We start from the raw sequence: 25,886 nt of genomic DNA, 5'->3' as shown, positions 1-25,886 counted from the left end.
CGCGCGTTCATGGGGATCACGCTCGCAGGGCGCGGCGGCGCCCGACAGTGACAGCGGTGACGGCGATCACCAAAATCCTGCCGCTGACCGCCGGGTGCCCGTGCCCTCGTACGCTCACCGCATGAGCACTGGCGCTGGTTCCGTCGCGGTGGTCGTGGCCGAGGAGATCGGGGTCCCGTCCTGGGATCTGTACGAACTGAGCATCCCCTTCACGGTGTTCGGCAAGCCGCAGCCCGACCTGTCCGACCACTGGTACGACCTGCGGCTGTGCGCCACGGGGGAACGGGACGGCGGCGGGAGCGAGTTCGGGCTCGCGCTGCGCACCCCCTACGGGCTCGAAGGGCTCGCCGGGGCGGACACCGTCATCGTGACCTCCGTGCCGGACGCCTGCGTCGAGGAGGGCAGGCCGCTGACGCCGGGCCTGACCGACGCGCTGCGTGCCGCCCACGCGGCCGGCGCCCGCATGGTCTCCCTGTGCACCGGCGCCTTCGCGCTGGCCGAGGCGGGCCTCCTGGACGGCCGCAGGGCCACCGCGCACTGGATGCACACCGCCCAGCTCGCCGCCCGCTACCCGAAGGTGACGGTCGACGACTCCGTGCTCTACGTGGACGACGGCGACGTCCTGACCAGCGCCGGTCTGACCGCGGGCGTCGACCTCTGCCTGCATCTGGTGCGCCGCGACCTCGGCGCGCACGTCGCCAACCAGCTGGCCCGGCGCATGGTGGTGCCCGCCCACCGCCCGGGCGGCCAAGCCCAGTTCATCGACCTGTCCGTGCCGGAGACGGACGACGCGGGACTCGGTCCCGTACTGGACTGGGCCCGTGCCCGTCTGGACCGCCCGCTGACCGTCGACGACCTGGCGCGCCGGGCCGCGATGAGCCCGCGCACCCTCTACCGCCGTCTTCGGGCGGCGACCGGCACGACGCCGCTCCAGTGGCTCCTCAACCAGCGCCTGGCGCGGGCCCAGAGCCTCCTGGAGTCGACGGACCTGCCGGTGGAGCGGATCGGCGAGCTGAGCGGCCTCGGCACGGCCAACAACCTCCGGCACCACTTCCTCAAGCAGGTGGGGGTGTCGCCGGGCGACTACCGGCGGTCCTTCTTCAGCCGCCGCCCGGCCGGATGATCGGTCGTGGGCGGGGGGAGAGAGACGGCCGCCGACCCCGCGGCTGCCCGGTCGCCCCCGGCGCGCGACCCCGTGGCCCCGGCTCAGCGGCGGCCCAGCAGCTCCACCATCCGGGTCATGCCGTCGGCCCCGTGGCCCTCCCCGATGACGCGGCGCGCCAGCCCCTCGGCGGCGCGCATCACGCCCGCCTCGATGCCGTGGGCCTCGGAGGCGTGGATGACGTGGGCCATCGTCGAGGCCGCCGACGTGATCGGGTTGTCCGCGCCCGAGAACGTGCCGTCGTCGACTTCCGCCGCGGTCTCTTCGAAGAGCGGGGGCAGGATCGCGCCGATGCCCTGGGCGAACGGGGCGAGTTCCCGCGCGGTGATGCCCTCCGCCTTCGCCAGCGCCAGGGCGTGCATGTAGCCCGTGGCCGCGGTCCAGAAGATGTCGAGCAGTGCGACGTCGTACGCGGCCGCGCGGCCGATGTCCTCGCCGAGATGGGTCCGGGTGCCGCCCAGCGCGTCGAGGACGGGGCGGTGTCGCTCGTAGAGGTCCGCCGGGCCGCTGAGGAGGAAGACCGCCTCCGGTGTGCCGATGCTGAGGACCGGTGTCATGATCGCCCCGTCCAGGTACGCGATGCCGTGCTCGGCGGCCCACCGTCCCGTGTCCCGCGCGCGCTCGGGGGTGTCGGCGCTGAGGTTCACGAGGGTGCGCCCCTTGAGCGCGGCGGTGACGGCGTCACGGCGCAGCACGGCGTCCGACGCGTCGTAATTGACGACGCAGACGACGGTCAACGGGCTCGCCGCCACGGCTTCCTCGGCCGTACGGGCGCTGATCGCGCCCCGCTCGACCAACTCGGTGTCCCGCCCCGGCGTGCGGTTCCACACGGTGGTCCGCACCCCGGCCGCCAGGAACGCGGCGGCAAGGGCCCGGCCCATCGGGCCCAGGCCGATGAGGGTGACGGCGGGGGTGCCGGTGGCGGCAGACTGTTCGGCGTACGACGACATGAGTCAGCTCCAATGTGACATGCAAAAGGTACGAGAAGTACGAAAAGGACCGAGGGGGACCCGCGATGACGCGCAGCCGTGCCCAGGACCCGAATGTGTGCGGTGTGACCGCCGCGATCGCCGTGATCGACGGCAAGTGGAAGACGGCGCTGCTCTGGCCGCTCGAAAGCGGCCCGCACCGGCCCGGTGAGATGCTGCGCCTGCTGCCGGGGCTCACCGAGAAGGTGCTGACCCAGGCGCTGCGCGAGATGGAGGCGGACGGCATCGTGCACCGGGAGGTGCACGACGTACGGCCGCTGAAGACCGTCTACTCCCTCACGGAGTTCGGCCGTGACCTCTGTGAGGCGCTGGCACCCCTGTCGGACTGGGGGCACCGCCGCCTGGACCGGCTGGCCGCGTCACGGCCGGCGTTCCAGCCGGAGTCGAGTGCCAACTCCGGGCTGCCGCAGGCTTCCTGATGTCGCGTCACCGCTCCTCCTCTCCCCGTGTTTCGCGGCGTGACACCAGGTTGGCCCGAGACGCGGCGCACGCCAAGTACCCACAAAAAAGTGGCCATGGGGAGGAGGAGCCGACGGTGGGGCGAGGGTCATGCCGCCGGGCGCGGCGGGCGGTGCGCCCGGCGGTAGTCGCGGGGCGTGGTGCCGGTGAGCGCGCGGAAGTGGCGGCGCAGGGCCGCGGGTGAGGTGAACCCCGTCGCCGCCGCGACGTGCTCGACGGGCGTGTCCGTCTCGCGCAGCAGCCGCATCGCCTCGTACAGGCGCGCGCGGAGCAGGTACTGGAGCGGGCTGAGCCCCGTGTGGGCGCGGAAGCGGCGCGTGACGCTGCTGACGCTGGTGCGGGCGTGGGCGGCGATCTCGGGGAGCGTCAGCGGGAGGTGGAGGCGCGCCTGGAGCCACCGCAGGGTGGGTTCGAGGCCCGCGCTCTCCGTGACCTCCCGGTCGATGGCCTCCTGGACGCTGTCCGCGTCGGCGTGCAGGGGCGTGATCAGTTCCCGTGACGTCTCCCCGGCCACCCGGCGGCCGTGGTCGCCGGCCAGCAGGCTCAGGCAGACGTCCATACCGCCGAAGACGCCCCCCGCCGTGCGGAACGGCCCGTCCTCGACCACGGTGCCGGTGGCGTCCACGTCGATACGGGGATGCCGCTCGGCCAGCTCCTCGACGTGCCGCCAACTGGTCGTCGCGCGCCGCCCGTCGAGCAGGCCGGCCGCCGCCAGTACGAACGTGCCGGTGCCGACGGCGGCGAGGCGGCAGCCCCGGTCCGCCGTGGCACGCAGCGCGGCGACGACGGCCTCGGGCGGCCCGGCGCGGTGGCCGGCGTACCCGGGGACCAGGACGGTGTCCGCGTCCGCGAGGCCTTCGAGGCCGTGCGGCGGGCGGACGGCGAGCGCCGGGCCCGGACCGCCCGTCGCCCGGAAACCGGGGGCCGCGCAGAGCCTGACCTCGTAGGCCACGCCTTGGTGCCGGGAGGCGGTGCCGAAGACCAGGCCGGGGGTGGTGAGGTGATGCGCCGGGGTCCCGTCGAGGGCGAGGACGGCGATGACTGACATGTCGGTCATCCAAGCAGGCGGGCGGGGCGGGTCCCGGTTATCCGGGCCCCGGTTCTCGGCGGGGGTCAGCTGTGGTTTCTCGGCGGGTGTCAGTTACTCGGCGGCCGTGGGTTCTCGGCGGGTGTCAGCCGTGGTGGCGGATCGTCTTGCTGATCCAGTCCTCGTAGACCGGGACGTTGGTGTAGAGCCCCGGCCCGGTCGCGCACCCCTGCCGCGCGGAGCCCGGGCCCGAGGTGGCGCCGATCAGTTCCCAGCGGCCGTTCCCGGCGCGCTGGAGCTGCGGGCCGCCGGAGTCTCCGTTGCACGCCATGGCCTTCGGCTTCGTGCTGACCGTGCACAGCCGGGTGGGGCCGGCCCAGCCGGGGGCGCACTCGGTCACCGCGCCCCTGCGGGTGTCCAGCTGCTGGAGCCGGTCGGGGAACTTCGCCTCCTCCAGCGTCGGCGCCTCCACGACGGTGCCGAAGCCGAGGACGCGGGTGGGCGTGCCGACGGGCCCCGCCTTCTTCGCGATGCGGACGGGCCGCTGGGGGACCGGGCGGTCCAGGCGGATGAGCGCGAGGTCGTTCACGTTGGGCTTGGTGCCCGTCATGTCCTGTGCGTAGCCGGGCGCGGTGACGATCTTGTCGATGTTCCGTACGGTGCCCCCGGTCGTGCGGTGGTCGCTGCCGACGCGGATCTTGCCGGTCAACGTGGCCAGTTCCGGGTTCACGCAGTGCGCGGCCGTGAGCACCCACCGCGCGTCGACGAGCGTGGCGCCGCACTGGGCGCCGTACTCCTTGACGGGCACCGTCACCATGAACGGGTAGCGCTGCGTGGAGTCGTCGCCGTTGACGATGGCGCCGGCGCTGCCGGTCATCGCCGTGACGCCGAGGAGCGCGGCCGTGCCGAGCACCGCGGCCCCCCGGGCGAGCAGGTGGCGCGGCACGGTCGAGGCGCGGGTGCCGGAGGCGGGCGGGGTGGGACGGGTGGTCGTGACGCGCATGAGCAGCGGGCCCTTTCGCAGACGCTGACGGGGAGGCGCGGTGGCCGGCCGGGCGCTTCTCGCGCTCCGTCCGCCGCCGCACCGCGATCATCCGTCGGGCCCGGGGGCCGGGAACAGCGGCCGCGATGTCACTCGCGACAAAATTCCGGACGCCTCGCGCGGCCCGCACACGGGTAGATTCTGGACATGTCAGTGATCGCCGTCCTCGCCCTCGACGGGGTGCCGGGGCACCAGCTCACCGCCCCCGGACTCGCCTTCGGCACCGCCGCGCGGCACCACCACCCGGTGGCGTACGAGGTGCGGATCTGCGCGGCTCCGGGGTTTCGCGGCACGGGCGGGCCCGCACCCTTCGGCGTCGACCTGACCTGGGGTCCGGAGGGGCTCGACGACGCCGACACCGTGCTGCTGCCGGGGCACGCGGGCTTCCGTGACGCGCCGCCGCCCGAGGCCGTGGCCGCCCTGCGCGCCGCCGTCGCGCGCGGTGCCCGGGTCGGCGCCGTGGGCACCGGCACGTTCACGCTCGCGGCCACCGGCCTCCTGGACGGCCGCCGCGCGGCGACCAGCCGCCGGCACACGCGTGAACTGGCGGCGCTGCGCCCGCGCGTCGACATCGACCCCGAGGGCAGGGTCGTCGCGGACGGTCCCTTCCACAGCGCCGCCGGGGTCCTCGGCGGCATCGACCTCTGCCTCCACCTGATCACCCTGGACCACGGGGAGGCCGTGGCCATCGAGACCGAGCGCCAGCTGTTCCTGCAGCTGCACGACCGCCCCGAGGAACACGGTGACGGCACCGAGCCACAGGGGGACGGCCCGGAGGCCGCGTACAACGCGATCACTCCGCCCGGCAGCAGCCTGGGGCCGGTCACCGCGTGGATGGAGGCCCACCTCCACCGCCCGCTGACCCTCACCGAGATCGCCGCCCACGCGGGCCTCGGCGTCCGCGCCCTCACCCGGCGCTTCCGCGCCGACACGGGGCTCACCCCGCTCCAGTACCTGCTGCGCCTCCGCGTCCAGCGCGCCCAGCGGCTCCTCGAACGCACCGACGACCCGGTGGAACGCATCGCGACCCGCACCGGCCTCGGCACCCCGGCCAACCTGCGCCACCACTTCCAACGCTCCACCGGCACGAGCCCCACCACCTACCGCGCCGCGTTCCGCGCGCTGGTCTCCGGCGTCACGTGGCCGGAGCGGGCGGACCGGGTGGGGGCGTTTCCGGGGACGGGGAGGGGGGCGGAGATGGGGCCGGGGGCGGTGCTGGGGCCGGGGCCCGGTTCAGGTCCGCGTCGGCACAGCTCGTCGTAGAGCCGCGATGCCTTCGGCGACAGCGGTGAAGGTCAACCGCGGGCGGTGGTCAACCGCGCGGCCGGCGGAATCGCAGCATGTTTCCCGCCGGGTCGCGGAACGCGCAGTCCCGCACGCCGTACGGCTGGTCCATCGGCTCCTGGAGGACCTCGCCGCCCGCGGCGCGAATCCGTTCGAACGTGGCGTCGACGTCGTCCGTACGGAAGATGACGCCGCGCAGGAGGCCCTTGGCCATCAGTTCGGTGACCGTCCGCCGGTCGGACTCCGCGGCGCTCGGGTCGGCGAGCGGCGATTCGAGGACGATCTCCACGTCGGGCTGCGCGGGCGAGCCCACGGTGACCCAGCGCATCCCCTCGTACGCGACGTCGTTGCGCACCTCCAGACCGAGGGCGTCGCGGTAGAAGGTGAGGGCCTTGTCGTGGTCGTCGACGGCGATGAAGCACTGTGCGAGGTTGATTTCCATGCCCCCCACGCTAGGAACCCCGGGGATTCTTGGCTTCTCCGTTCCTGACCGGTCTGGTGTGGATCTTGGCGATGCAGGCGGGGACGGCGGCGCCGGGTCCATGGTCGCGGGCCCGGTACGCGCTCGGGCTCTCGCCCACCAGCTCCGTGAACCGGGAGCTGAACGACCCCAGTGACGTACAGCCCACCGCCATGCACACGTCCGTCACGGAGAGGTCCCCGCGCCGCAGCAGCGCCATGGCCCGCTCGACGCGGCGCGTCATGAGATAGCTGTACGGGCTCTCGCCGAAGGCGGCGCGGAAGCTGCGGGAGAAGTGGCCCGCCGACATGTGGGCGTCCCGGGCGAGGGCGGGCACGTCCAAGGGCTGCGCGTAGTCACGGTCCATGCGGTCACGGGCCTGGCGCAGGCGGACGAGGTCGGGGAGAGACGCCATACGGGGAACGGTACCGGCCGCCGCCTGCGGGCGCCGGTGCTTCGCCGCCCTGCCGGGCGTCGCCTCACCCCTCGGCCGGAGGCCCGGCCGAGGAACTGAGCGGGCGAGGGGTGGGCGGTGCTCACGAGCCCCGACTCGTAGGCGCTGATCACCAGTTGCGCACGGTCCCGCGCCCGCAGCTTGCTGAGCAGTCGGCCGATGTACGTCTTCACGGTGCCGTTGCTGAGGTGGAGGTACTCGGAGATCCCGGAGTTGGAGAAGCCGCGGGCCACGAGCACCAGGACCTCGCGCTCGCGCTCCGTGAGGTCCCTGAGCGAGAAGTCCTGCGCGTGGCGCGCGTGGTGCCTGTGATGCGCGTGGGGCAGACGGGCGAACTCGGCGATCAGGCGCCGGGTCACCGAGGGCGCGAGCAGCGACTCCCCGGCGGCGACCGTGCGGATGCCCTCCAGCAGGACGCCGGGGGAGGTGTCCTTGAGGAGGAACCCGGCCGCCCCGGCGCGCAGCGCCCCGTACACGTACTCGTCGAGGTCGAAGGTGGTGAGGATGAGGACGCGTGTCTCGGCGGTCTCAGGGGACGCGACGATGTGCCGCGTCGCCTCGATGCCGTCCATGCCGGGCATCCGGATGTCCATTAGCACGACGTCCGGACGCAGCAGCCGCGCGCTCTCGACGGCTTCGGCACCGGTCCCGGCGCTCCCACGCCCAGGGCCACCGGCCAGGCCAGCCACCACGGGCCGGTGAAACGGGGGAGACCGTCCGAGGCGTCCTGCCCGGCGAGCGCCACGTACGCGGCGGTCACGAGAGCGGCCACGCAGGCGTCGAGCGCCAGGAGATGCGTGCCGCTCGGTAGGCGCGGTCCTGTGCGGTGCATTGCCCGACGGTACCGGCGGCTGCTGATCCGGCTGCTTGTCCGGCCGGGTGTCCGGGTGCCTGTGCGGGCGCCTGTCCGAGCGTCTGTCTGGGTGCTTGTGCGGGCGCCTGTCCGAGCGTCTGTCTGGGTGCTTGTGCGGGCGCCTGTCCGAGCGTCTGTCTGGGTGCTTGTGCGGGCGCCTGTCCGAGCGCCTGTCTGATTGCTTGTGCGGGCGCCTGTCCGAGCGCCTGTCTGATTGCTTGTCCGGCCACCTGTCCGGGTGCTTGTACGGCCGCCAGCCCGGGCGCCTGTCCGGCCGCTGATCCGGCCGCCTGTCTGGGTGCCTGTGCGGGTGCCCATGCGGGCGCCTGTCTGGTCGCTTGTCCGGCCGCTGAGCCTGCCGCTCATCTTGCCGTCCATTTTGCCGTTCATCCGACCTGCCCGAACAAGAACATCGCGGTGCCCACGGCGATCACCAGGAGAAGCCGCCCGGCGACGACGGCCGCCCGCTGAACCGGCCCGTCGCGCCACGCGGCCACGCCCAGTGGGACGAGCGCGACGCACAGGCCCGCGGCGGCGACGACCGACAGAGGCGTCGTCCCCTTCAGCACCCCGAGCGGCATCGCCGACGCCAGCGCCAGGGCCGCCGCGCGCAGCGGGCCGAGCATACGGGCCCGGTACGCGCCGATGGCCAGCAGGAGCCAGCCGCCCATGACGGCGGCGTTCAGCGTGCTGAAGACGTGGAACGCGCCATAGGTCTCACCCACGGTCCGCGTCGCCGCCGCCACCCCGTGTGCGTTCACCAGTTGGAAGCCCAAGTGGTCCACCCCCGCGTGGAACGCGCGGGCGAAGAGACCGAGGACCGTGAGGACACCGCCCCACACGGCCAGTTCCCGGCAGCGCTCGCCGCTCCTGGCGGCGAGGAACATGACGCCGGGCCAGAGCAGCACCCACCCCGCGGCCACGAGGCCGGACGAGGCCGACATGAGGCCCGGATGGTGTTCGTACGCGCGGAGTTGGGCCGGGAAGAAGAAGTCGAAGCGCAGCCGCAGCAGGAGGCCGGTGAACAGCAGCAAGGGGCCGATGACGAGGGAGGCGCCACCGACCCGGCGGCCCGGAACGGCGGTGCGCGAAGCGGCGGTGTGCGGCTCGGCGGTGCGCGGCTCGCTGGTGCGCGGCTCGCTGGTGTGCGGAACGGCAGTGCCTGGCATGGCGGTTGCTGGGGTGTTGGGGGTCATGGGGCCACGATGTCGTCACCGTACGCGGCGTGTCGTCGGAGCAGGGGCCACACCTCGGGGTCGGCCCGTGGTCGTACGGCCGGCCGCCTCCCGACCCTTGGCTCCTGCCTCAGGAACCCCTGTCTCAGGCCGTCGCCTCGTGCCCGCCCGATCCCAGGACCCCCAGGACCTGGTCGATGTGGTGGGAGAGCACGCGTGCGGCGGTCTCCGGTGAGCGATAGCCGAGGGCGACGTCCACTCCGAGGCTCGTGGCGAGCGCCCAACTGATGTCCGCGTCCATGCGCGCATCCCCGCGGGGCTCGACGCCTCGCTCCTGCCGGGCGGCGGTGATGAGCCCCGCGGTGAAGGAGAGCAGTTCGTCGTCGCCCGGTGCCAGGACCCTGGCCATCGTCGGGTCGGAGACGGCCCGCCCCGCCGCCGCCAGGGAGAACCGCATGAGCCGCATGCTCTCCTCGTCAGGGCTGATCAGGGCATGCAGGCAGGCGCGGAGAACGGCTTCCGGGGTCGTGGCGCCGGCTGCCTCGACCGCTTTCTCGATGTTCGCGTTCACGGCGCGGACGGCCCGGTCGAGCGCGTCGCGGACCAGGGCCTGCATCGAGGAGTAGTAGTGCTGCACCTGCCCCATGGAGACGCCCGCCTGCTCGGCCACCTTGCGCAGCGTCACCTGTTCGATGCCGCCCCGGACCGTGAGCGCCCAGACGGCGTCGACCAGGCGTCTCTTGCGTTCCTCGTGGTCCACGATCTTCGGCACGGCACAGCCGCCTCCCTCTCCCTTTTGCCATGCAGTTGCATTGCAAAGCGGGCTCCTGCTTATTACAGTGCAAGTGCACTGTAACCGCCTCGCTGTGCGCGGTCGCGGAGGTGCCGAGGCGCCTGGGGCGCGCACTTCCGTGCGCCCGGGGGCGCCTCCTGACGAGACGGAAAGCAGGGAGCACGCGTGAAGTACGACATCTTTCAGGGGCTCGGCATGGTTCTGCTCGTCCTCGGGGCACAGGGGGCGATCCGCCAGCTCGTCGACCACGACGACGCGGGCCTGCTCGGTTGGCTGCCGGGCGGATTCGCGGCGAGCGTCACGGTCTACTTCTTGGCCGCGGCGGTCGGCGTGGCCGTCGCGGGCTGGGCCCACGGCGAGGCGAAGGCGGTCGGCCGCCGCCGTTGAGGGGCGGGGTGGGATGCGGGGTCCCGATTTTCCCCGTACGAGGGATCAGATCGAGGCCTCGGGAATGTCGGTCGAGGCGTCGGGGATGCCGACGGACAGGTGATGCCACGCGTGGCCGCAGCCGTCGGAGCAGAAGCGCTCTCGTCGGCGTTCGTCGGCGATGGCCAGCACCGCGATCAGCAGCCGGAATGACTTGAGGCGCTCGTCGTGCGGGGTGAGAGCGGCGATCTTTCCGAGTTGCTGGTCGATCCGCCCTCGTGTGATCAGAACTGCCGGTGTGTGCGTGGCGCGAAGTCCGGCGCGTCGAATACTTTCCGGGGCGTCTTCGGCGGTGGCGCGGGCCTGAACGCAGAACTGTGACAGGAGGCGCAGGGTGTGGGACCGCTCCTCGGTCGAGAGGCCCTCGAACCACTCGATTCCCTGCGGCATCGGCCGGAGCCCCTGGGCGAGTTCGTTGAGAATGACGTACGGATCAGCCATGTCCCCGCCCCCGTTGCGCCCGATGCACAGCCTTTCCCGGCCATACAACCAGACCCTTGGGTGCCTAAAAAGGCAGTTGGTCGGCCTCCAGCGGCTCTGAGTACCCACGTCCCCAGCCCCGCCGCGCAGAGCTTCAGCTGCATCGAACGCGTCGACCATGCGGTGGGCCGTACGGGCCGGCCGGCTTCGCAGGGACTCGGCAAGGACTCGGCCGAGCGTTCCGGAACCACTGGGACACTGTCCGTTCCCACAAGACCTGAGCCGCTGAGGTGAGCTGGGGCAGTCCCAGCAGTTCTGGTTCTGTCTGGTTCTGTCTGGCAAAGGCTTCAGCAGCCCATACGTTCGGCTGCATGGCTGACGAGTGTTTCGGGCATCCACGGCTCGCCGCGCTCTATGACCCGCTCGACCCCGATCGCAGCGATCTCGACGCGTACGTCCGGATGACGCAGGAGTTCGGGGCACGTCAGGTGCTGGACATCGGCTGTGGAACAGGCGTGTTCGCGCTCCTGCTCGCTGAACGCGGGATCGAAGTCGTGGGTGTCGATCCCGCTCAGGCGTCCATCGACGTGGCCCGAGCCAAGCGGGGCGGCGAGCGAGTGCACTGGATCTGTGGCGATGCCACGGCACTTCCACCGATGCGGGTCGGCATGGCAACCATGACGGCGAACGCCGCCAGCAGATCATCGATCCGCAGGCCTGGCGCGAGACCCTGCGTGGTGCGTACGAAGCACTACGACCTGGTGGCCGTCTGGTGTTCGAGACCCGGGACCCAGCCAGACGCGCCTGGGAGGAGTGGAACCGTGAAGCCTCGTATCGCGTGACGGAGATCCCGGACGTTGGCGCTGTCGAGAGCTGGGTCCAGGTGATCGAGGTGAGCGAGCCGCTGGTGACGTTCCGCTGGACCTATGTTTTCGCTGCCGACGGGGAGGTGATGACGTCGGACTCCACCCTGCGCTTCCGCGAGCGGCAGGAGGTCGAGACGGAGCTGATCGCGCAGGGGTACGTGCTGGAGGACGTACGCGACGCGCCCGACAGGCCGGGCAAGGAGTTCGTCTTCGTCGCGCGACGTCCGTAGCTCCGCCCACGAGAGACCTCACCGGGGGGAACGGACACCGAGACACGCTGTCCCGTCTCAATGGAAGTGGGCCATCGTGAGGCGGTGACCTGGGGTGGCTCAGGTTGAGTGAGACGGCAATGGCTGGCCTGTCTCACTCAACCTGAGCAGCTGTCCGTTGACATCGAACCCAGTCGCTCTACCGTCGAGCGGAGTCGTGCCGTGTCTGGTGCGCCCAAACCACGACGCGAGAGGGAACCGACGACAAGCCCGTCGGCTCTGCGCTTGGCCGGGGGCCGCGGAAGGGTGCCCGGTCGGCGAACCCGATGACCACGCCATCGATCGGTCCCGCGGCGGACTGACTGCGGCGTCACGTCCAGCCCCAGTGAGCTGTTGCACCCCCTTCTCCGAAGTCGTGGCGTGTCCTCAAATCGGCCTTCTCGGAGAATGGCTGTCGGGCCGATTAGTCGAGGTTTGTCTCCGGGCTTGAGCCGCGCCAGCCGCCGTTGACATACCACTTGTCGGCCGCCAGGGCCTTGAACAGGGCATAGCCCATCGTGTTGGGGTTACCCCGGTAGCGCCAGCCCTCGGCCTTGTGCTCAAGCCAGGGGGCGACGGAGTTAGTGGGCATCATCGTGAGGTCGTGGTTGGTGGATGCGATGTGGCTACTCACCAGAAGGCTGTACCGGTAGTCCAGGTCGAACACCTTCAGGTGTTTCTGGAGGCGTTCTGTGAGTGTGTCGCTCCAATCAGGGTGGGGGGAAACGAAGAACTTCATCGACGGCTGCTCATTGCCGCGTGGCCTCCTGAGACGAGCTCGAAGCCAGGGGTGGTGGGAGAAGTCGTCGAAGTAGGGGTGCAGGGTCTGGTCACCCGCATTGACGGGGACTGTCGCGCGCTTGCCGGTGTTGCAGTCGCGGCAAGCCGGGATGAGGTTAACCGGTACCACGCTGAGCAGCGGGTACGTGTTCTTGGGTAGGTGGTGATCGAGCGTGGTTACCAGGCCCTCCCCGCACAGGGGACACCGGTTATCCCGTCGACGGCCTTCTTGGTCGGTCGTACCTTTGAGCGCCTCGTAGATGCGGCGGCCCGGACCACGGTCCTTGGCCAACCGGTCGGTGTAGACCCCCTCCAGTGCCTTGCGGTCGCGACGGGTGCCAGGCGTGGCAGCGAGGCCGGTGAGGGTGTGAAGAGCCTGGCCCTGAGCGGCTGCCTCGTACGCACTTGCTGCATCGGCCACCGCGTCGGTGAACGACTCCAGCCGTTTTCGGCTATTTGGGCGGGCGTTGGCGATGCAGGTGGTGTAGACGTCGCGTGCGTCGAAGGTCGGAGGATCTATGTGCTGCATCAGCCGTGTCCCTCCACGTCGTCGCGCTGGCCGAGCAAGGCACTGAGCACCAACTGTGCCTCGCTGCCAAGCCGTCCACTGAAGTGTTCCAGGACAGCGTCGTAGGAGTAGCCGACGTCGACCAGACGTCGTAGTTCGTGCAGAAAGCCGGCTTCGGTGAGTTCCAGACCGAAGACCTCGTGAGTCAGCACGCCGACGTTCTCGCCGTACGTTTCGATGCGGGGCTGCGCGGCTCCGAGTTGCCCGCCGTAGCGCCAGAGCTTCCAGACGCAGTGGGCAGGAATCTCTTGGAGTACAACCGGAGAGTGTGTGGCGACGATGGCCAGCCCGTTGCGCTCGGCGAGCAGATCGGACAGCGCCCGCATGAAAGCGGACAGCAGGGGCGGATGGAGGTGGGTTTCCGGCTCATCGATGATGACGAGGGTCCGCTCACTCACGTGCTCGATGAGCCGGGTCATGGTGAGCAGAACGAGCCGGTGGCCGGCGCTGAGACGGCGGAAGAGCTGCCGGGCCTTATTCTCGCGGCTGTTCAGACTTGCGGTGTTCTCGAAGTTCTCCAGCCATCCCTCCTCCAGGAGTCCGCTCCCGGGATAGTCGAGGGTACGCAATGCCCTGATCCATTGTGGGCTGCGCTCGCGCGTCAGACATGCCTTCATGGCCTGCGCGAAGTCCTTCCTGAGCCCGCCAGGGGTCTTGAACCTGGGGGATCGTGAACCCTGAACACGCAGACCCACGTAGGAAGCGATGAACATTTCGTCGCCCTCGACGAGCGGGAAGTCGTCAAAGGCGCTGAACGAGACAGTCACCAGGTTGTTGAAGGATCGGCCCTCGCGGCCGTACTCGATGATCCGCCCGAGCTCATATATCTGCGGCTCGACCGCAGCGACGGCGCGGGCCAAGTGGGAAAGCACATATGACTTCCCCACGCCGTTCCGTCCGGTCAGGGCGTGCACGTTGCTGGCCGGCCGGGAGCCTGGTTCGACCTTGAATTCGAACCGCACGGAACCCATTGCCGGTGGCAGCGGCGGCTCGTAGGCGATATCGAAACTTACCCGGCGCGCTCCGCCACGTGCGATGCGCCGCAGCTGCCCGCGCACGGTCGACATCTTGACGAAGCGCAGTAGCGAAGTGCGGGTCACATCTTGGTTCCGCGCGAGGCGGAAGGAGTCCTCGTCATAGGCGATATCCCGGAGCGCGGTGAGTACTTCCTCCCGGATGGCGCTGGGTATCTCGCTCAGCGTGTAGTAATAGCTTTCATCCTGGCCCACCGAGAAATAGCGCGAGCTGTCCAGGCGGCTGAAGCGCTCCGGGAGCAGATAGTTGGCGGGAACGTTCTCGCCATCCGTCGCCACGTGGCCAATCTTCACCGTGCCGACCTCGATCCAGCCCTCCCTGGTCAGAACGCGCAACGTGAACATGGTGCGGTACCCGTCGTCGTCCCAGGTGTCGTGGACGAGGAGCGCATCGAAAAGATCCTCCGCCATAGCGCCACCTTCGGCCAAGCGATGGTCGTCATAAATTACGCCGAATCGCACGGTTTTCCTGGCCCTCCCCCGCTTACTGTGCTCCGTCGATGTGCGATCTTAGGCGGCAGCGCGCACGGGTGTGCGGGGGCGGACGTCGCGAACTCAGCGGCCCGGCTGGAGTGCGCCGCTGGAGTCTGGAGTAGGGCCGCCGTTGCTTTGCTGCGGGCTCGTGCGGCTATGTGTTGTCGCTGCGGTGGTGGGTGTGCCAGAGGCGTCTGAGGACTTCGAGCTCGGTTCGTGGGAAGTGTTCGCCCCACTTGCCTCGATAGCCGCTCTCACCGTAAGTCTGCGCGACCTTGTCGAAGCAGCGGATCACGGTGCGGGCGAGCTGGTCGATGCCGAGCTGGCTGGACCAGATCTCGGCTCCCCTGTTGTCGTGATCGCTGCCGTCGCGCAGTTCCAGCACTCGGATCCAGATGTCCTCGCCTTCGCGGTAGAAAATCCACCGGTAGGCAGTCGGCTCGGCCTCGAACTGGACACGGGTCTCTGTCTCGCTGGCGACGAGCCGGGCCACCGCGGTCAGGAGCTCTTCGGGCGCACTGGTGATGTAGGACGCGGTGAGCTCGGCTTTCGCCAGGCGATCTTCAAGGGTGCAGTCGGCCCACCCGGATCCCGCAAGCGTCCAGGTGATGCGCATGTCGGATGTCACTGGTGCTCCTCGGCGAGGAAGGCGCGGACATCGGCGGCGAGGGAAGTCATCTGCTCGCCGGCCTCCAGCCACGTGGTCACCGACGCGCCCCAGCCGCCTGCGACCTGCGTCCACGGCCGCAGGGCCCAGGTCAGCCCGACGTAGCCGTCGGACCGGAAGGCCGCCGACACCGTCAGGTCGCGGTCGTTGGTATGCCAGCTCCGTTCGCCGTCCCACCCCTGGTAGTCGGTGGCGAGCTCTTCCAGAAACGCGGTGAGGTCGCTGTCCCAGATCCAGGCGACGACCTCGTCGACGCGAGCGGTCAGCCCGGGAGCGCGCAGTTCGACGGCATAGTGCACGGAGTCGGCGTCGAAGTTGAACCGGTCGCAGAACGTCACGCTGACGGAGGCGTTGTCCTGGCAGCGGATGGACACGCTGGCCTCATCGTCAGTGCCGACGTCTGGTGTGGTCATGGGCGGAACGCTAGGTCAGCAGCCTGTTCGGCGTCACTTGGATTCGTTGTCGGTGAGGTGGAGCATGGCTTCGGCGATTGCACGGACGCGCTCCATAGTGATGCCGGTCCGCTGTTCGACTGCGAGAGGGTGGTCGGTCGGCTCCAGCTCGATGAAGGGACGCTGTCCGATGGGACGGGTGTGGACGCAGGTCTTCAAATTGATGGTGCTGGGCGAGTAGAGGGAGAGGTCGGTGGACAGCCACCCGAAGTACGGCTCCTCGGTTTCCCGTCCCGCGGTGTCCCAAAGGTCTGCGGATCGGGAGAAGTTGTCCCGGTTGAGGGAGACCCATGCGGCCCAGGAGAACACCTCGTCGCTACCGATGATCGGTATCTCGACCAGACCCTTGACGAAGTAGTGCTGTGCCTGGATCACGCACTGATCCGATGAGAGAAGGCAGTTCGCAGAGTCGGCGAAGCTCGGTTCCCAGACGTACGGGGCGACAGCCGAGTAGTTCATCGGTAGCTCGGCGTGGTGGCTGCCGCAGCACGAGCAGGTGAATCCGGGGTCGCTGGTCATGAGCGGAGCCTAGTGATCGGCTCCGACACAGCTGAGGTCAGTCCCGTCTCGGTGAAGATGAACCAGGGCGATTGTGATCCCCGTGGGTTTGCGGAAGCTGAACGCTGCCAGCCTGAACCCGACCGTGGATTGCCATGATGCGGAGGCTGTCGCGGTCACCGAAATAATCGGCACAGAGGTGTCGGACCCACGTGGTACGACTGCAACCCAGCCAAGTTCGAGCAGACGGGCGGTCAGCAATGGGGCGACAGGAAGAAGCGATCCGCGTTGCGGACGAGCTCTTGGCCGACATCGAGCTTAAGCGGTTGAAGGCGTCCGAGGTCGTCCTGAAGGCGAGCAGGCTCGCCCGACTGGTCGGCCACACCGAGTTGACGGAGTTTCTCGGGTTCGAGCGCAGCGGGTATCCGACCGACGGCTCGGCGGGGACGTGGATCGGACGGGCGGGCCGATGGGCCGACAAGGAGAAGAACACCTTCTACACCGTGTCGATCGCGAAAGTGGAGGGTCATGTCGAGTCTGCCCGGCAGGCCATCGACGCGCTGCGCGGCGGGGGCAACTACTCAGGCGACATGCTCATCCCTGCGTCGCGCGACCATGACTCGCGGATCCTCCAGTCGTCATCGAACCTCGGCACATGGATCGGAATCTGCGGGCAAATCGTCGCGACCGTCTACAACATGGTTACCGAGATTTATCACGAGCTCCTGTTCAGCGAGCTCCAGGCGAGTCTGTTCGCGGATACCCAGGAGAAGGTCGACGGGTCATTGGCGGCGGCGAGCGGGACTGCACTCAAAAAGATCGAGCGCATCTCTGATCGCCTCCGGGACGGCGACCCCGAGTCTGTCAGCCAGGCCCTCACCACCTGCCGCCGGTTGATCGACTCCTCTGCGGACTACGTGTTCCCGGCCCGGGACGAGCTGTACAAGATCGGGGACGAGGTCGACCTGAAGGTCGGACCGCAGCAGGTGCTGAACCGTCTCCAGGCCCATACCTACGCCTGCGGGGCGTCCAAGAGTCGCAGGGACCGTCTACGTCGGACCCTGTCCGATCTCTACGCCCGGTGCTCCGCAGGCACTCACGCCGAGGTCACCATTGATGAGGCCCGCTTCATTTTCCTGCAGACCTACATCGCGCTCGGCGAGATCCTGACCCTGAGCGCGCCCGAGGGCGGCGACTCCTGACTTCAGTTGCCCGCCCGGGATTCTCGGCCATGCTCCCGCTGCCGTCGATCGCCCAGAGGTGATCAGTCCCAGAGGTGAGGGCAGAGGCAGTTCACCGTGCGTGTGCTGGGGAGCGCTTCAAGATCCTTCGGATGAGAAGGGGAGGGAACTGGTCGTGCGGGTGGGCGGTTACGAGCCCGTCGAGGCTGGCCTCATGGTGGCGGACGGCCTCGTCGACCCGTTGGGCAAGTCGCACGATCTCTTCTTGGAGCCATGGGATGGCGGTTGTCCTCAGCTTCCGCTCTGCGGGTAGTCGCCTGTCGAACTCTCGGCGGAAGCGCTGAACCTCTCCCTGGCTTCCGAGGGCTTGTTTTCGCCAGTAGAAGGAAGCGAAGAGAGCGGCGACCTGGACGACGTCGGGGAAGTCGGCGGCCTCGGCGTATGGGTATGGCCGGTGCCGACTGGTCTCGTCCGGATGGATCAAGCGGAGTCTGCGCTCCGTACGGTCGGCTGCGTAACCGTGTCTGGTCAGGTCGCGCCAGAACTTGGAGCATTCTTCGTAGGCGGGCAGGATCCTGCGGTATCTGCTGTGACGGCAGAGCCGGTGGAGGCGCCGTTGAGCTTCAACGATCTCGGGCGCTTGCGCAACGCTGCACTGACCGGTTGAAGGGATCTCGACGCTTCGCTCAAAGTACGAGTCGTAGGCGGTGCCACTGCCTGTCCACCGGCGGTGCTTGACGCAGAGCTGGTTGAGGTCTCGGAGCCCCCAGATCTCGATTCGCCAGCTGGTCTTTCCGGTATGTGCGGCCGCGCAGAAGTCGCAGGCCCAGGTCCGGTTGATCAACGGGTAGCCCGGATGGTGCCATGCCGTGGCGGTGGTCAGCTCGGGCAGTGCCTTCCTCAGGGATTTTGGTGTCTGACCGCTGCGAACGGCGAGGAGATGCAGCCTGTCCAGGGGCCTCTCCGCCGAGTAGAAGCGGCGGAGCACGTGCTTCGGGGGAACCCCGTTGAGCAGCGCGAGCCGCGCGGCATAGGACCGAACAGTCTCATTCGGAAGGGGCGGGGAGGTCAGAGGAAGTGGTCGTGCCGGCCCGGCCGGGGCCGTGACCCCGATCATGCGGATGTCCGGTAGGCGCTCTCGCTGGCGTGGTCCACGTGGATGGCGTGCAGTTGTCGCCGGGTGATGCTTTCGCTGCCGTCCAGGATCGCGGAGATGGCTGCGGCACGGACAAGGTGGGAGAGGCTGCCGATCATGCCGCCGGTCCGCTGGTAGAGGTATTTGTGCAACTTGGTCAATGTGTTGGGGGCGTGCCTGTGCAGGCGAAGGGTGCCCTCCATGGTCGCGACCAGCCCTTCCCATTCACGGCCCAGCGGGAAGGGTCCGGTGTGCAGGAGGGTGCAGCGACCTGCGATCTGGCCGCCGCGGATGCCGGTGAACAGCCCGGAGTGTTCGACGTCGATGCCGGCGTAGATGAACGTGGCCGGCAGGTGCTCGGTGAAGTACTTCAGATGGTCGGAGAGCTCCTCTCCGGCAATCGTGCCCAAGTTCATGAGGTGGATCTCGTCGACCAGCACCAGGTCCGTGCGGGCCTCTGTCAGCACCTGACATACGGAATGCGTGATGTCGGCGGTGTTGTGGCGTGGGGTGATGGTCGGGATGTTGAGGAAGCGGGCAAACTCCAAGGCGAGCTTCCGGGGTGATCCTTTCGGCGGTGCGGTGACATAGACCACCGGGATGCGTTGGCCTTCGCCGGATCTCTGCCGAACGCGCAGTTCGTGAAGGCGCCCGAGCTGTCGGAGTGCAGTGGTCTTGCCCGTGGTGCGGTCGCCAGAGATGATCAGGCCGCGGCGAGCTCCGTGCTCGCGTCGGTTGAGCAGGGTCAGTAGGCGTCCCTGGTGAGCGACTTCCTTAACTGTGGATGTGCGTACCACTTGGAGTTCTGAGTGGTAGTCGATGCGAGCTTCGTCGTAGTCGGTGCGTTCCTCGTCGTTCATCGACTCCCATCGAGCGCGGGGCAGCAGGTCGAAGGGGCGCGGGTCCTTCTCCACGAACCGCCGCCAGCCAGTGAGAGTGGTGGGCGGCTCCACACGTTCGTCTTCGTCGGCCGGAGAACGATCATCTCCGGAGGGGCTCACCGCCATCTCTTCGCCTCCTCACGAGCGTCGAAGATCCCCAGCGGCACCACTTTCGCCAACTCCTCGCTCTCATCGGCGCCATCGGAGCCCTGAGCTGGTTCGGTCGGAAGCGCTTGCGAGGGGGCGGGTGTCTCGGGACGAGGCCAGGCCGGCTGGCTGGTGGCACGGGTGCGGCCGACGACCTTGCGGTCACGCCGCTCGGCCGCTCGGCCCGAGCTTTTCCGCCGCCGGACAGAGCGTTCTTCGGGACCGTCAGCGGCCCGGTCAAGCAGCTCTACCGCAGTCTCGGCGACCGCTTCCTCGTGCGGCTTGCGCTGTTCACGTTCGGCCAGCACCTGGCGGGCCCGGTCGAAGACCAGTTCACCCATTGGGACGGGCGAAGTGCGTAGATGGCGCCAGGTCGCGGTGATCCAGCCCGTGCCGCGGTGGTTGCGTACCCAGACGCAGGAGATGTCATAAGGATCGTAGTGGACCTCCCAGAGCCTCCCGTCCGGACCCGCCCCGGAGGGCTGGCGCCGAAGGGGGACAAGGTCGCGGGAGTCGTAAGTACGGTTGTTGATCCGCACCCCTCCGGGACCGATGACCCTCCATTCGCGGGGCATGAGTTGGATGTACTCCTCCGGGCTCAGCGCGACTGGCACGTATCCGGCCGCCGCCACCAGCGCGGCGTACTTCTCGTTCGGACTCAACGGGCGATCCGGCATCAAGGGGTCCCGCAGCCCGCCGTGAGGCCTGACCTGCCACGTCGAAACGACCCATTCCTGGAGCAGTTCCTGGAGTTCGTGGATGGACCAAACCGCTCGCGCGGACGGATCCCTGCCCCGCATCTCGGCACTCCGGCCGGTGTAGCCGGGCAGATCCTGGGCGAACATCGTTGCCACGGAGCCAAGGGTCCGTTCAATATGCGGCTTGTCGGTCGGGGTGTCCGGATGCGCGGGCTGGAACGAGATCCCCAAGTGGCGGCAGGCATTTCGGAAGTTGTCCGAGACGAACGCTTTCCCGCGGTCACTGACCACCATCTCCGGGACGATCACTGGCTTCGCGGCTGCCTTGGCCATCCGTTCGTCCAGTGTCAGCAGCGAGGCATAGGGCAGCACCGACCGGGACATGCGCAACGCGTCCGACCAGCCTGGCCGAACCACCTCGGGCGCCATCGCCCGTGCCAACAGCAGGGCGGCGTCCACTGCCTTTGTCGAGGGCCGCAACACCACCGCAGCCAGTGTCCTCGTCGCCAGATCGACCAGTCCAGTCAGCTCGCAGCGGTCCACTGTCCCGTCGTCGTGGACGACCATTACGTCCAGTGGCGTGGAGTCGATCTCCATCACTTCACCTGGTCGTGCTGGTGTCAGCTGCCCGAACATCCGCTTCGGCTGTTTGCCCAGCGAGCGGCGGGTGCGGGCCGAGCCCAGCAGATGTTGCCCGGCCGAGACTGCCTCCAACAAGCGGTAGAACGTCGCCCTGGAGGGCATCGGAACCGCTCCCGTGCCGTGCTCGGCAGCCAGCAGGCGTTCAACCTTGCGCCGCAGCACCTGCGCGGACACGGTCGGCTCGTCGGTCCGGCTGTTGACGATCTTCTCGATGGCCTCGACCACCCGCGGATCGGCCCGGCTCGTGCCGGTGGCGGGCTTGCGCTGCCGACCGTCCACCAAACCCGCCACCCCTTCGCGCTCGAAGCGAGTGCGCATTCGGCGCAGCGTGCTCAGCCCCACCCCCTCGCCTGCTTCGCGTAGTTCGGCGAGTTTGGCCAGCTCCCGCTGCCGCAAGGAGTTCACGGCCGGGTCGTACTCGGCCTTCACCGGGGTGCGGGCATCGACGTCTGGACGGCCCGTAAGCAGTTCGGTCAGGTGCCTTCGCCACCACTCGGCCCGCTCTGCGGCGTCTTTGGGCAGCCCTTCCAGGGCCCCTGCATCGGGCAGCGGCGGGCGGCTCGGCGCGCTGCTGAGCACGGTGAACCCTTCAGAGGCCAGTAAGTTCCCCAGCAGCACCACACTGGCGGCCAGGGCGTCATCCACCAGCCGCACTGAAGTGCCGTGCAAGGCGGCCACGGTGTGCTCGCGCCCGTCGTAGCTAACCCGATCACCCAGCGACAGCAGCTGCGGACGCGCCGGCATCCCCGCCCACCTCCTTCACCACCGCAGGAACGAGGTGTACGCGCGTGGCCCCCGCCAGCAACTCGCCCCCCAGGTCAGCGACCAACACCCGGCGCCACAAGAGGTGAAAGAGCACCGGTAGCGTGGCGATCGGATCCCCGACTTCCCGGGCCCCCGCAAGCAGTCCCTGCGGCTCTGCGAACACTGCTTGCAGGGCATCGGCGACCGGCTCGCGCCGCACCCGCGGGTGCCGGTAGCCCGACAGCCAGCGCAGATTCGCCGCCAGCACGGGATCGAGTATCCCGACCCGCTCGAAGCCCCAGCCAACCTGGGCGCAGGCCGCGGCCGTGGCCGCGAACTTCGCCGCGTCGTCTGGTTCGATCCGATCGTCCGGACGTACGTCCAGCACCACAGCGGTGCCGTCCCGACGGCGTACGAAGTAGTCCGGCGTATGGCGGGTACGCCGCGCCCGGTCGCCGTACCGCCACGACAGCCGGAACGGCTGCGAGGCCACCGCCACCACATCCGGATCGGCGTCCAGCCTCATCAGGTGCCCGAGCTCCACCCACGACTCATAGCCGACCAGGTCGCCGCCTGTAGCAGCCCAGTACCAGCCCGCGAAGTTCCGCTGCCCCCGGTACGAAGGGAACCCGCGTACCTGCCCGGCTGCCTCGAAACGGGTCGGCCACATCACCTCAAGCGGCCCGCCGTGCGGCTCGCCGCGGGCGTCTACGTACTCCAGCCAGAAGTGCTCCGCAACCATCAGCTACCCCCGCTCGGCACCCACCCGATACGAAGACCGTAGGGACCCCGGTGCGGCAGTGGGTCAGGAAGAGCGAGACAGATCGACAGATGGTCAAGGTTGACTGAGACGAGCGACCAGATGGTTCAGATAGACCGAGACTGGCTCACCTCCAGCGAGACACGTCACACGCCAGCCGATGTGACGTGACATCACGTGGCGTGGCGCACTTTTGCAAGCAGGTGCTTGCAAAAGTTAGCAAGGGTGCTGCACCATCGAGGCATGGCATCACTCAACGTCGGCAACCTCGGCGAATACCTCCGCGAACAGCGGCGCAACGCGCAGCTGTCGCTCAGGCAGCTCGCCGACGCCGCCGGGGTGTCCAACCCGTATCTGAGCCAGATCGAGCGCGGCCTGCGCAAGCCGAGCGCCGAGGTGCTGCAGCAGGTCGCCAAGGCCCTGCGGATCTCCGCCGAGACGCTGTACGTGCGGGCCGGGATTCTCGACGAGAAGGAGCGGGACGAGCTGGAGACGCGCGCCGTCATCCTCGCCGACCCGTCCATCAACGAGCGCCAGAAGCAGGTGCTGTTGCAGATCTACGAGTCCTTCCGCAAGGAGAACGGCTTCGAGACCTCGTCGTACGCGGATGTGGACCCGGCGGATGTGGACCCAGAGGCCGTCGACGCCGACGGCAGCCCCGGCGCGGCCGACAGCCGTGGTGCCGGCCCGAAGCAGTCACCCCCTAGCTGACCAAACGCCCCCAAGCTGAACCAGCTGACCAGCTGACGCGAATCCGGGAGGACCATCGTCATGGCCATCACCGATGACCTGCGCAAGACCCTCACCAACACCACCCCCGCATACTTCGTCGCCGGGTCCGCGGACCTCGCGTTCCAGCAGGCGAAGAAGGTGCCGGGCATCGTCGAGCAGCTGATCGCCGAGGCGCCCTCCCGCTTCGAGGCGGTGCGCAACACCGACCCCAAGGCCGTGCAGGACAAGGCCGCCGCCCGCGCCAAGGAGGCGCAGGAGACCATCCAGGCCAAGGTCACCGAGGTGCTCGGCTCCCTCGACACCGACCTGAAGAAGCTCGGTGAGACCGCCCAGGACCTCGCGCTGCGCGGCGTCGGCGTGGCCGCGGAACTCGCCGTCAAGGCGCGCGAGAAGTACGACGAGGTCGCCGAGCACGGCGAGCAGGCCGTGCGGACCTGGCGCGGCGAGGCCGCCGAGGAGATCCTCGACCTGGCCGAGACGGTCGAGCCGGACGCCGAGCCGAAGCCCGTGGTGCCGGCGCCCGCCGCCACGACGGAGCCCAAGGCGGCCCCCAAGGCCGAGCCGACGGTGATCGCGGTTGCCGAGAGCGACAGCGCGGCCGCCGCCCCGGCGAAGAAGCCCGCCGCCAAGAAGGCCCCGGCCCGCAAGACGACGACCGCGACGGCGAAGAAGATGCCCCCGGCCAAGTGACGGACGGGCGGGGAACGTTCTCCGGGGCGGGCACTCACGCGGTGCCCGCCCCGTTGACACAGGTAGCGGGTACGGTGGCCGCGTGATGACGAGCCGAGACCGGCGAGACCGGCGAGACTGGTGGTGGACGTTGTGCTGATGCAGGGGTTCGCGAACTTCATGTGGCTGCTGTCGCTGGCCCTGATCCTGTTCAGCGGGTTCGCGCTCATCGACGCCGCCGTCCGGCGCGAGGACGCCTACCGGGCGGCGGACAAGAAGACGAAGCCGTTCTGGTTGATCATCCTCGGGCTCGCCTTCGTGGTGAACCTGATCTTCAACATCCTGTCGTTCCTGCCGATCCTCGGCCTCATCGCCACCATCGTCTACATGGTGGACGTACGGCCCGCGATCCGGCAGATCACCGGCGGTCGCGGCCGCCGCGGCGGCTCCAGCAGCGATGGCCCGTACGGCCCGTACAACGGCGGTCGATAACACCCACCGGCATCGGCACCGGCACTGGCACTGGCACCGGCGCGTACGCCGTCCCGCGCCTGTGCGTGCGTGCGGGGCCTAAGTCTGCCCGCGGTGCCTACGTCTGTCCGCGGTGCCTACGTCCGCCGCGCCGCCGGAGGCCACTGGTGGTTGCCGCCCGGCGCCCGGTCGAGCAGCAGGACCGCCACGTCGTCCGTCAGGTCGCCGCCGTTGAGGTCCCGCGCCTCGTTCACGGCGGCTTCGAGCAGTTCCTCGCCCTGGAGCCCCCGGGCGATCTGGCGGCGGACCATCTCCACCATGCCCTCCTGACCCAGCCGCTCCTTGCCCTGGCCGATCCGGCCCTCGATCAGGCCGTCCGTGTAGAGCATCAGGCTCCACTTGCCGCCCAGCTCCACCTGGCGGCGCGGCCAGCGGGCGCGCGGCAACAGGCCCAGGGCGGGGCCCCCGTCCTCGTACGGAAGGAGTTCCGCGAGGCGGCCCTCGCGCGCGATCAGCGGTGACGGGTGTCCGGCCAGGCAGAGTCCGGCCCGGCGGCCGTCGGGGGCGATGTCGACCGTGCAGAGGGTCGCGAAGATCTCGTCGTCCGCGCGCTCGTGCTCCAGGACCTTCTGGAGGGTGGAGAGCAGTTCGTCGCCGCACAGGCCCGCGAAGGTCAGCGCGCGCCAGGCGATCCGCAGCTCCACACCGAGCGCGGCCTCGTCGGGGCCGTGACCGCACACGTCGCCGATCATGACGTGCACGGAGCCGTCGGGGGTGCGCACGGTGTCGTAGAAGTCGCCGCCGAGCAGCGCGCGGGAGCGGCCGGGACGGTAGCGGGCGGCGAACCGCAGCGGTGAACCGTCCAGGAGCGGGGTCGGCAGCAGGCCGCGCTCCAGGCGGGCGTTCTCCTGGGCGCGCAGCCGGGACTCGGTCAGCTGGCGCTGGGCGATGTCGGCCCGCTTGCGCTCCACCGCGTACCGGATGGCGCGGCTCAGCAGCCGTCCGTCCAGCTCGTCGCGGTAGAGGTAGTCCTGGGCGCCGACGCGTACGGCTTTGGCGCCCAGCTCGGAGTCGTCGTTGGCGGTGAGCGCGAGAACGGCGTGACGGGGCGCGAGGCGCAGCACGTGCTTGAGGGCGGCCAGCTCGTCCTCGCCCGCCTCGGGGTCACCCGAAGCGGTCCCGGAGGCGGCTCCGGTAGCGGCCACGGAAGCGGCCGCGGAGGCACTGGCGGGGCCGGTGGCCGGGCCGGGTGCGGTGGTGGGGACGGTCAGCGCGAGGTCCAGCAGGATGCAGTGCACGTCGTCCGTGAGCAGCCGCTCGGCCTCGGTGAGGTTGCGGGCGGTGCGGATACGGATGGGCTTGCCGGCGGAGTCGAGCAGGCGGGGAACGCTCAGCGGTCCCGCCGGGTCGTCCTCGATCACCAGCAGGCTGAGGCTGGTGCCGGAGCCGCGCTCGGGCTCGCTGATGGGCCGCGGGCCGGTGCTGGTCCCGGGCTCGGGCTTGGGCGCGGTGATGGGGTCGGGGGCAGGGCCCGGGCCGGTGCCGAAGCTGCCGGCGTCGGTCGTGTCACGCGCGGCCGCCGCCTTGTCGTGCGGGGGCCGCGCCGGAGCCTGACCGCCTTCCGCGGCCGGGATCGCTCTCTGCCGCGGTATGGGTACGGGCATCGCTTGGTTCCTTCCCTCCCCCCGAGGGCAT

General features: G+C 69.5%; 27 protein-coding genes and 2 pseudogenes. 9 read left to right on the top strand and 20 right to left on the bottom strand.

The genetic code is table 11. The annotated features are described in order from the left end of the window. The first annotated feature begins 148 nt into the window (after positions 1-148). Positions 149-1,123: a GlxA family transcriptional regulator gene (locus J2N69_RS17050; RefSeq protein WP_408056899.1), complete on the top strand. Its 975-nt coding sequence runs from the start codon at positions 149-151 to the stop codon at positions 1,121-1,123. Between the two features lie 83 nt (positions 1,124-1,206). Here the strand turns inward: J2N69_RS17050 and J2N69_RS17045 are convergent, their stop codons facing one another. Continuing rightward, positions 1,207-2,112, bottom strand: a complete 906-nt coding sequence (locus J2N69_RS17045; RefSeq protein ID WP_230901554.1) for an NAD(P)-dependent oxidoreductase — start codon at positions 2,110-2,112, stop codon at positions 1,207-1,209. A gap of 65 nt (positions 2,113-2,177) precedes the next feature. Here J2N69_RS17045 and J2N69_RS17040 point away from each other — a divergent pair, with 65 nt between their 5' ends. Continuing rightward, entirely contained in the window at positions 2,178-2,570 is a 393-nt protein-coding gene (locus tag J2N69_RS17040) for a winged helix-turn-helix transcriptional regulator (RefSeq protein ID WP_230901553.1), read from the top strand. A 128-nt stretch (positions 2,571-2,698) separates the two neighbouring features. Here J2N69_RS17040 and J2N69_RS17035 read toward each other — a convergent pair whose 3' ends face one another. After that, the gene (locus J2N69_RS17035; protein WP_230901552.1) at positions 2,699-3,667 is read right to left on the bottom strand and encodes a GlxA family transcriptional regulator; all 969 of its coding nucleotides are present in this window, start codon (positions 3,665-3,667) and stop codon (positions 2,699-2,701) included. Positions 3,668-3,782: 115 nt separating this feature from the next. Beyond that, positions 3,783-4,640 carry a S1 family peptidase gene (locus J2N69_RS17030; protein WP_230901551.1) on the bottom strand — a complete coding sequence of 286 codons (858 nt, stop codon included), beginning with the start codon at positions 4,638-4,640 and terminating at the stop codon, positions 3,783-3,785. Positions 4,641-4,826: 186 nt separating this feature from the next. On the opposite strand from J2N69_RS17030, the gene J2N69_RS17025 reads away from it, so the two are divergent. Beyond that, complete coding sequence (locus tag J2N69_RS17025; protein WP_230901550.1) at positions 4,827-5,942, top strand: GlxA family transcriptional regulator; 1,116 nt, start codon at positions 4,827-4,829, stop codon at positions 5,940-5,942. Between the two features lie 49 nt (positions 5,943-5,991). Here the strand turns inward: J2N69_RS17025 and J2N69_RS17020 are convergent, their stop codons facing one another. The 6 genes and pseudogenes from J2N69_RS17020 to J2N69_RS16995 form a co-directional block, all read right to left on the bottom strand. Beyond that, a complete protein-coding gene (locus J2N69_RS17020; RefSeq protein WP_230901549.1) occupies positions 5,992-6,405 on the bottom strand; it encodes a VOC family protein in 414 nt (137 codons plus the stop codon). Positions 6,406-6,415: 10 nt separating this feature from the next. After that, complete coding sequence (locus J2N69_RS17015; RefSeq protein ID WP_127912850.1) at positions 6,416-6,838, bottom strand: helix-turn-helix transcriptional regulator; 423 nt, start codon at positions 6,836-6,838, stop codon at positions 6,416-6,418. Between the two features lie 107 nt (positions 6,839-6,945). Then, positions 6,946-7,569: pseudogene (locus J2N69_RS17010) on the bottom strand (response regulator); the annotation flags it as partial. Beyond that, positions 7,470-7,709, bottom strand: coding sequence for a hypothetical protein (locus tag J2N69_RS17005; protein WP_230905029.1), 240 nt, complete (start codon positions 7,707-7,709; stop codon positions 7,470-7,472). The gene J2N69_RS17005 and the pseudogene J2N69_RS17010, both read right to left, overlap by 100 nt. A gap of 407 nt (positions 7,710-8,116) precedes the next feature. Beyond that, positions 8,117-8,926 carry a hypothetical protein gene (locus J2N69_RS17000; RefSeq protein ID WP_230901548.1) on the bottom strand — a complete coding sequence of 270 codons (810 nt, stop codon included), beginning with the start codon at positions 8,924-8,926 and terminating at the stop codon, positions 8,117-8,119. Between the two features lie 124 nt (positions 8,927-9,050). After that, on the bottom strand, positions 9,051-9,677 hold the full coding sequence (locus tag J2N69_RS16995; protein ID WP_230901547.1) for a TetR/AcrR family transcriptional regulator: 627 nt from the start codon (positions 9,675-9,677) through the stop codon (positions 9,051-9,053). A gap of 186 nt (positions 9,678-9,863) precedes the next feature. On the opposite strand from J2N69_RS16995, the gene J2N69_RS16990 reads away from it, so the two are divergent. Continuing rightward, positions 9,864-10,085, top strand: a complete 222-nt coding sequence (locus J2N69_RS16990; protein ID WP_230901546.1) for a hypothetical protein — start codon at positions 9,864-9,866, stop codon at positions 10,083-10,085. Positions 10,086-10,130: 45 nt separating this feature from the next. On the opposite strand, the gene J2N69_RS16985 is transcribed toward J2N69_RS16990, so the two are convergent. Further along, positions 10,131-10,565, bottom strand: coding sequence for a DUF5958 family protein (locus J2N69_RS16985; RefSeq protein ID WP_230901545.1), 435 nt, complete (start codon positions 10,563-10,565; stop codon positions 10,131-10,133). A gap of 350 nt (positions 10,566-10,915) precedes the next feature. On the opposite strand from J2N69_RS16985, the pseudogene J2N69_RS16980 reads away from it, so the two are divergent. Then, positions 10,916-11,640, top strand: a pseudogene (locus J2N69_RS16980) (class I SAM-dependent methyltransferase). A gap of 442 nt (positions 11,641-12,082) precedes the next feature. On the opposite strand, the gene J2N69_RS16975 reads toward J2N69_RS16980, so the two are convergent. The 5 genes from J2N69_RS16975 to J2N69_RS16955 all read right to left on the bottom strand — a co-directional run bounded on the left by J2N69_RS16975 (position 12,083) and on the right by J2N69_RS16955 (position 16,092). Beyond that, positions 12,083-12,967 (bottom strand): HNH endonuclease, encoded by an 885-nt coding sequence (locus J2N69_RS16975; RefSeq protein WP_230901544.1) that lies wholly within the window; start codon positions 12,965-12,967, stop codon positions 12,083-12,085. Next, on the bottom strand, positions 12,967-14,451 hold the full coding sequence (locus J2N69_RS16970) for an AAA family ATPase (protein ID WP_053740928.1): 1,485 nt from the start codon (positions 14,449-14,451) through the stop codon (positions 12,967-12,969). Before J2N69_RS16970 ends, J2N69_RS16975 begins: the two co-directional genes overlap by 1 nt. Positions 14,452-14,668: 217 nt before the next feature. Then, on the bottom strand, positions 14,669-15,142 hold the full coding sequence (locus J2N69_RS16965; RefSeq protein ID WP_230901543.1) for a hypothetical protein: 474 nt from the start codon (positions 15,140-15,142) through the stop codon (positions 14,669-14,671). Then, complete coding sequence (locus tag J2N69_RS16960; protein ID WP_230901542.1) at positions 15,139-15,594, bottom strand: DUF6228 family protein; 456 nt, start codon at positions 15,592-15,594, stop codon at positions 15,139-15,141. The genes J2N69_RS16965 and J2N69_RS16960 overlap by 4 nt, the downstream gene beginning before the upstream one ends. Before the next feature lie 33 nt (positions 15,595-15,627). Next, positions 15,628-16,092 (bottom strand): DUF2199 domain-containing protein, encoded by a 465-nt coding sequence (locus J2N69_RS16955; protein WP_230904755.1) that lies wholly within the window; start codon positions 16,090-16,092, stop codon positions 15,628-15,630. A 341-nt stretch (positions 16,093-16,433) separates the two neighbouring features. Here J2N69_RS16955 and J2N69_RS16950 point away from each other — a divergent pair, with 341 nt between their 5' ends. Beyond that, complete coding sequence (locus J2N69_RS16950; RefSeq protein ID WP_230901541.1) at positions 16,434-17,333, top strand: AbiTii domain-containing protein; 900 nt, start codon at positions 16,434-16,436, stop codon at positions 17,331-17,333. A gap of 91 nt (positions 17,334-17,424) precedes the next feature. Here J2N69_RS16950 and J2N69_RS16945 read toward each other — a convergent pair whose 3' ends face one another. From J2N69_RS16945 to J2N69_RS16930, 4 genes are read right to left on the bottom strand one after another with little or no spacing between them, the layout of a single operon-like run. Continuing rightward, positions 17,425-18,429 (bottom strand): TniQ family protein, encoded by a 1,005-nt coding sequence (locus J2N69_RS16945; RefSeq protein ID WP_230901540.1) that lies wholly within the window; start codon positions 18,427-18,429, stop codon positions 17,425-17,427. Further along, complete coding sequence (locus J2N69_RS16940; protein ID WP_230901539.1) at positions 18,426-19,454, bottom strand: TniB family NTP-binding protein; 1,029 nt, start codon at positions 19,452-19,454, stop codon at positions 18,426-18,428. Before J2N69_RS16940 ends, J2N69_RS16945 begins: the two co-directional genes overlap by 4 nt. Next, positions 19,445-21,559, bottom strand: coding sequence for a Mu transposase C-terminal domain-containing protein (locus J2N69_RS16935; RefSeq protein ID WP_230901538.1), 2,115 nt, complete (start codon positions 21,557-21,559; stop codon positions 19,445-19,447). Before J2N69_RS16935 ends, J2N69_RS16940 begins: the two co-directional genes overlap by 10 nt. Beyond that, positions 21,525-22,301 carry a TnsA-like heteromeric transposase endonuclease subunit gene (locus J2N69_RS16930; protein WP_230901537.1) on the bottom strand — a complete coding sequence of 259 codons (777 nt, stop codon included), beginning with the start codon at positions 22,299-22,301 and terminating at the stop codon, positions 21,525-21,527. Before J2N69_RS16930 ends, J2N69_RS16935 begins: the two co-directional genes overlap by 35 nt. A 261-nt stretch (positions 22,302-22,562) precedes the next feature. Here J2N69_RS16930 and J2N69_RS16925 point away from each other — a divergent pair, with 261 nt between their 5' ends. From J2N69_RS16925 to J2N69_RS16915, 3 genes are all read left to right on the top strand, one after another. After that, positions 22,563-23,030 carry a helix-turn-helix domain-containing protein gene (locus tag J2N69_RS16925; protein ID WP_230901536.1) on the top strand — a complete coding sequence of 156 codons (468 nt, stop codon included), beginning with the start codon at positions 22,563-22,565 and terminating at the stop codon, positions 23,028-23,030. A 60-nt stretch (positions 23,031-23,090) separates the two neighbouring features. Further along, positions 23,091-23,741 carry a hypothetical protein gene (locus J2N69_RS16920; RefSeq protein ID WP_230901535.1) on the top strand — a complete coding sequence of 217 codons (651 nt, stop codon included), beginning with the start codon at positions 23,091-23,093 and terminating at the stop codon, positions 23,739-23,741. 138 nt (positions 23,742-23,879) lie between these two features. Next, the gene (locus J2N69_RS16915) at positions 23,880-24,212 is read left to right on the top strand and encodes a DUF2516 family protein (RefSeq protein ID WP_175613709.1); all 333 of its coding nucleotides are present in this window, start codon (positions 23,880-23,882) and stop codon (positions 24,210-24,212) included. Between the two features lie 116 nt (positions 24,213-24,328). Here J2N69_RS16915 and J2N69_RS16910 read toward each other — a convergent pair whose 3' ends face one another. Further along, complete coding sequence (locus tag J2N69_RS16910; protein WP_230901534.1) at positions 24,329-25,855, bottom strand: PP2C family protein-serine/threonine phosphatase; 1,527 nt, start codon at positions 25,853-25,855, stop codon at positions 24,329-24,331. Positions 25,856-25,886 lie beyond the last annotated feature (31 nt).

The organism is Streptomyces huasconensis (genome assembly GCF_021028635.1).
In the GTDB taxonomy this organism is placed as follows: Bacteria; Actinomycetota; Actinomycetes; order Streptomycetales; family Streptomycetaceae; genus Streptomyces; species Streptomyces huasconensis.
The sequence above is the reverse complement of the archived record's forward strand: the minus strand, read 5'-3'. Positions and strand labels throughout refer to the sequence as shown.

Excerpts from the sequence above, each read along its gene's own strand:
- J2N69_RS17045 (WP_230901554.1), bottom strand. The coding sequence starts at position 2,112 with ATGTCGTCGTACGCCGAACAGTCTGCCGCCACCGGCACCCCCGCCGTC.
- J2N69_RS17040 (WP_230901553.1), top strand. The coding sequence starts at position 2,178 with ATGACGCGCAGCCGTGCCCAGGACCCGAATGTGTGCGGTGTGACCGCC.
- J2N69_RS17035 (WP_230901552.1), bottom strand. The coding sequence starts at position 3,667 with ATGACCGACATGTCAGTCATCGCCGTCCTCGCCCTCGACGGGACCCCG.
- J2N69_RS17030 (WP_230901551.1), bottom strand. The coding sequence starts at position 4,640 with ATGCGCGTCACGACCACCCGTCCCACCCCGCCCGCCTCCGGCACCCGC.
- J2N69_RS17025 (WP_230901550.1), top strand. The coding sequence starts at position 4,827 with ATGTCAGTGATCGCCGTCCTCGCCCTCGACGGGGTGCCGGGGCACCAG.
- J2N69_RS17020 (WP_230901549.1), bottom strand. The coding sequence starts at position 6,405 with ATGGAAATCAACCTCGCACAGTGCTTCATCGCCGTCGACGACCACGAC.
- J2N69_RS17015 (WP_127912850.1), bottom strand. The coding sequence starts at position 6,838 with ATGGCGTCTCTCCCCGACCTCGTCCGCCTGCGCCAGGCCCGTGACCGC.
- J2N69_RS17005 (WP_230905029.1), bottom strand. The coding sequence starts at position 7,709 with ATGCACCGCACAGGACCGCGCCTACCGAGCGGCACGCATCTCCTGGCG.
- J2N69_RS17000 (WP_230901548.1), bottom strand. The coding sequence starts at position 8,926 with ATGACCCCCAACACCCCAGCAACCGCCATGCCAGGCACTGCCGTTCCG.
- J2N69_RS16985 (WP_230901545.1), bottom strand. The coding sequence starts at position 10,565 with ATGGCTGATCCGTACGTCATTCTCAACGAACTCGCCCAGGGGCTCCGG.
- J2N69_RS16975 (WP_230901544.1), bottom strand. The coding sequence starts at position 12,967 with ATGCAGCACATAGATCCTCCGACCTTCGACGCACGCGACGTCTACACC.
- J2N69_RS16970 (WP_053740928.1), bottom strand. The coding sequence starts at position 14,451 with ATGGCGGAGGATCTTTTCGATGCGCTCCTCGTCCACGACACCTGGGAC.
- J2N69_RS16960 (WP_230901542.1), bottom strand. The coding sequence starts at position 15,594 with ATGACCACACCAGACGTCGGCACTGACGATGAGGCCAGCGTGTCCATC.
- J2N69_RS16955 (WP_230904755.1), bottom strand. The coding sequence starts at position 16,092 with ATGAACTACTCGGCTGTCGCCCCGTACGTCTGGGAACCGAGCTTCGCC.
- J2N69_RS16945 (WP_230901540.1), bottom strand. The coding sequence starts at position 18,429 with ATGATCGGGGTCACGGCCCCGGCCGGGCCGGCACGACCACTTCCTCTG.
- J2N69_RS16940 (WP_230901539.1), bottom strand. The coding sequence starts at position 19,454 with ATGGCGGTGAGCCCCTCCGGAGATGATCGTTCTCCGGCCGACGAAGAC.
- J2N69_RS16935 (WP_230901538.1), bottom strand. The coding sequence starts at position 21,559 with ATGCCGGCGCGTCCGCAGCTGCTGTCGCTGGGTGATCGGGTTAGCTAC.
- J2N69_RS16930 (WP_230901537.1), bottom strand. The coding sequence starts at position 22,301 with ATGGTTGCGGAGCACTTCTGGCTGGAGTACGTAGACGCCCGCGGCGAG.
- J2N69_RS16925 (WP_230901536.1), top strand. The coding sequence starts at position 22,563 with ATGGCATCACTCAACGTCGGCAACCTCGGCGAATACCTCCGCGAACAG.
- J2N69_RS16920 (WP_230901535.1), top strand. The coding sequence starts at position 23,091 with ATGGCCATCACCGATGACCTGCGCAAGACCCTCACCAACACCACCCCC.
- J2N69_RS16915 (WP_175613709.1), top strand. The coding sequence starts at position 23,880 with ATGCAGGGGTTCGCGAACTTCATGTGGCTGCTGTCGCTGGCCCTGATC.
- J2N69_RS16910 (WP_230901534.1), bottom strand. The coding sequence starts at position 25,855 with ATGCCCGTACCCATACCGCGGCAGAGAGCGATCCCGGCCGCGGAAGGC.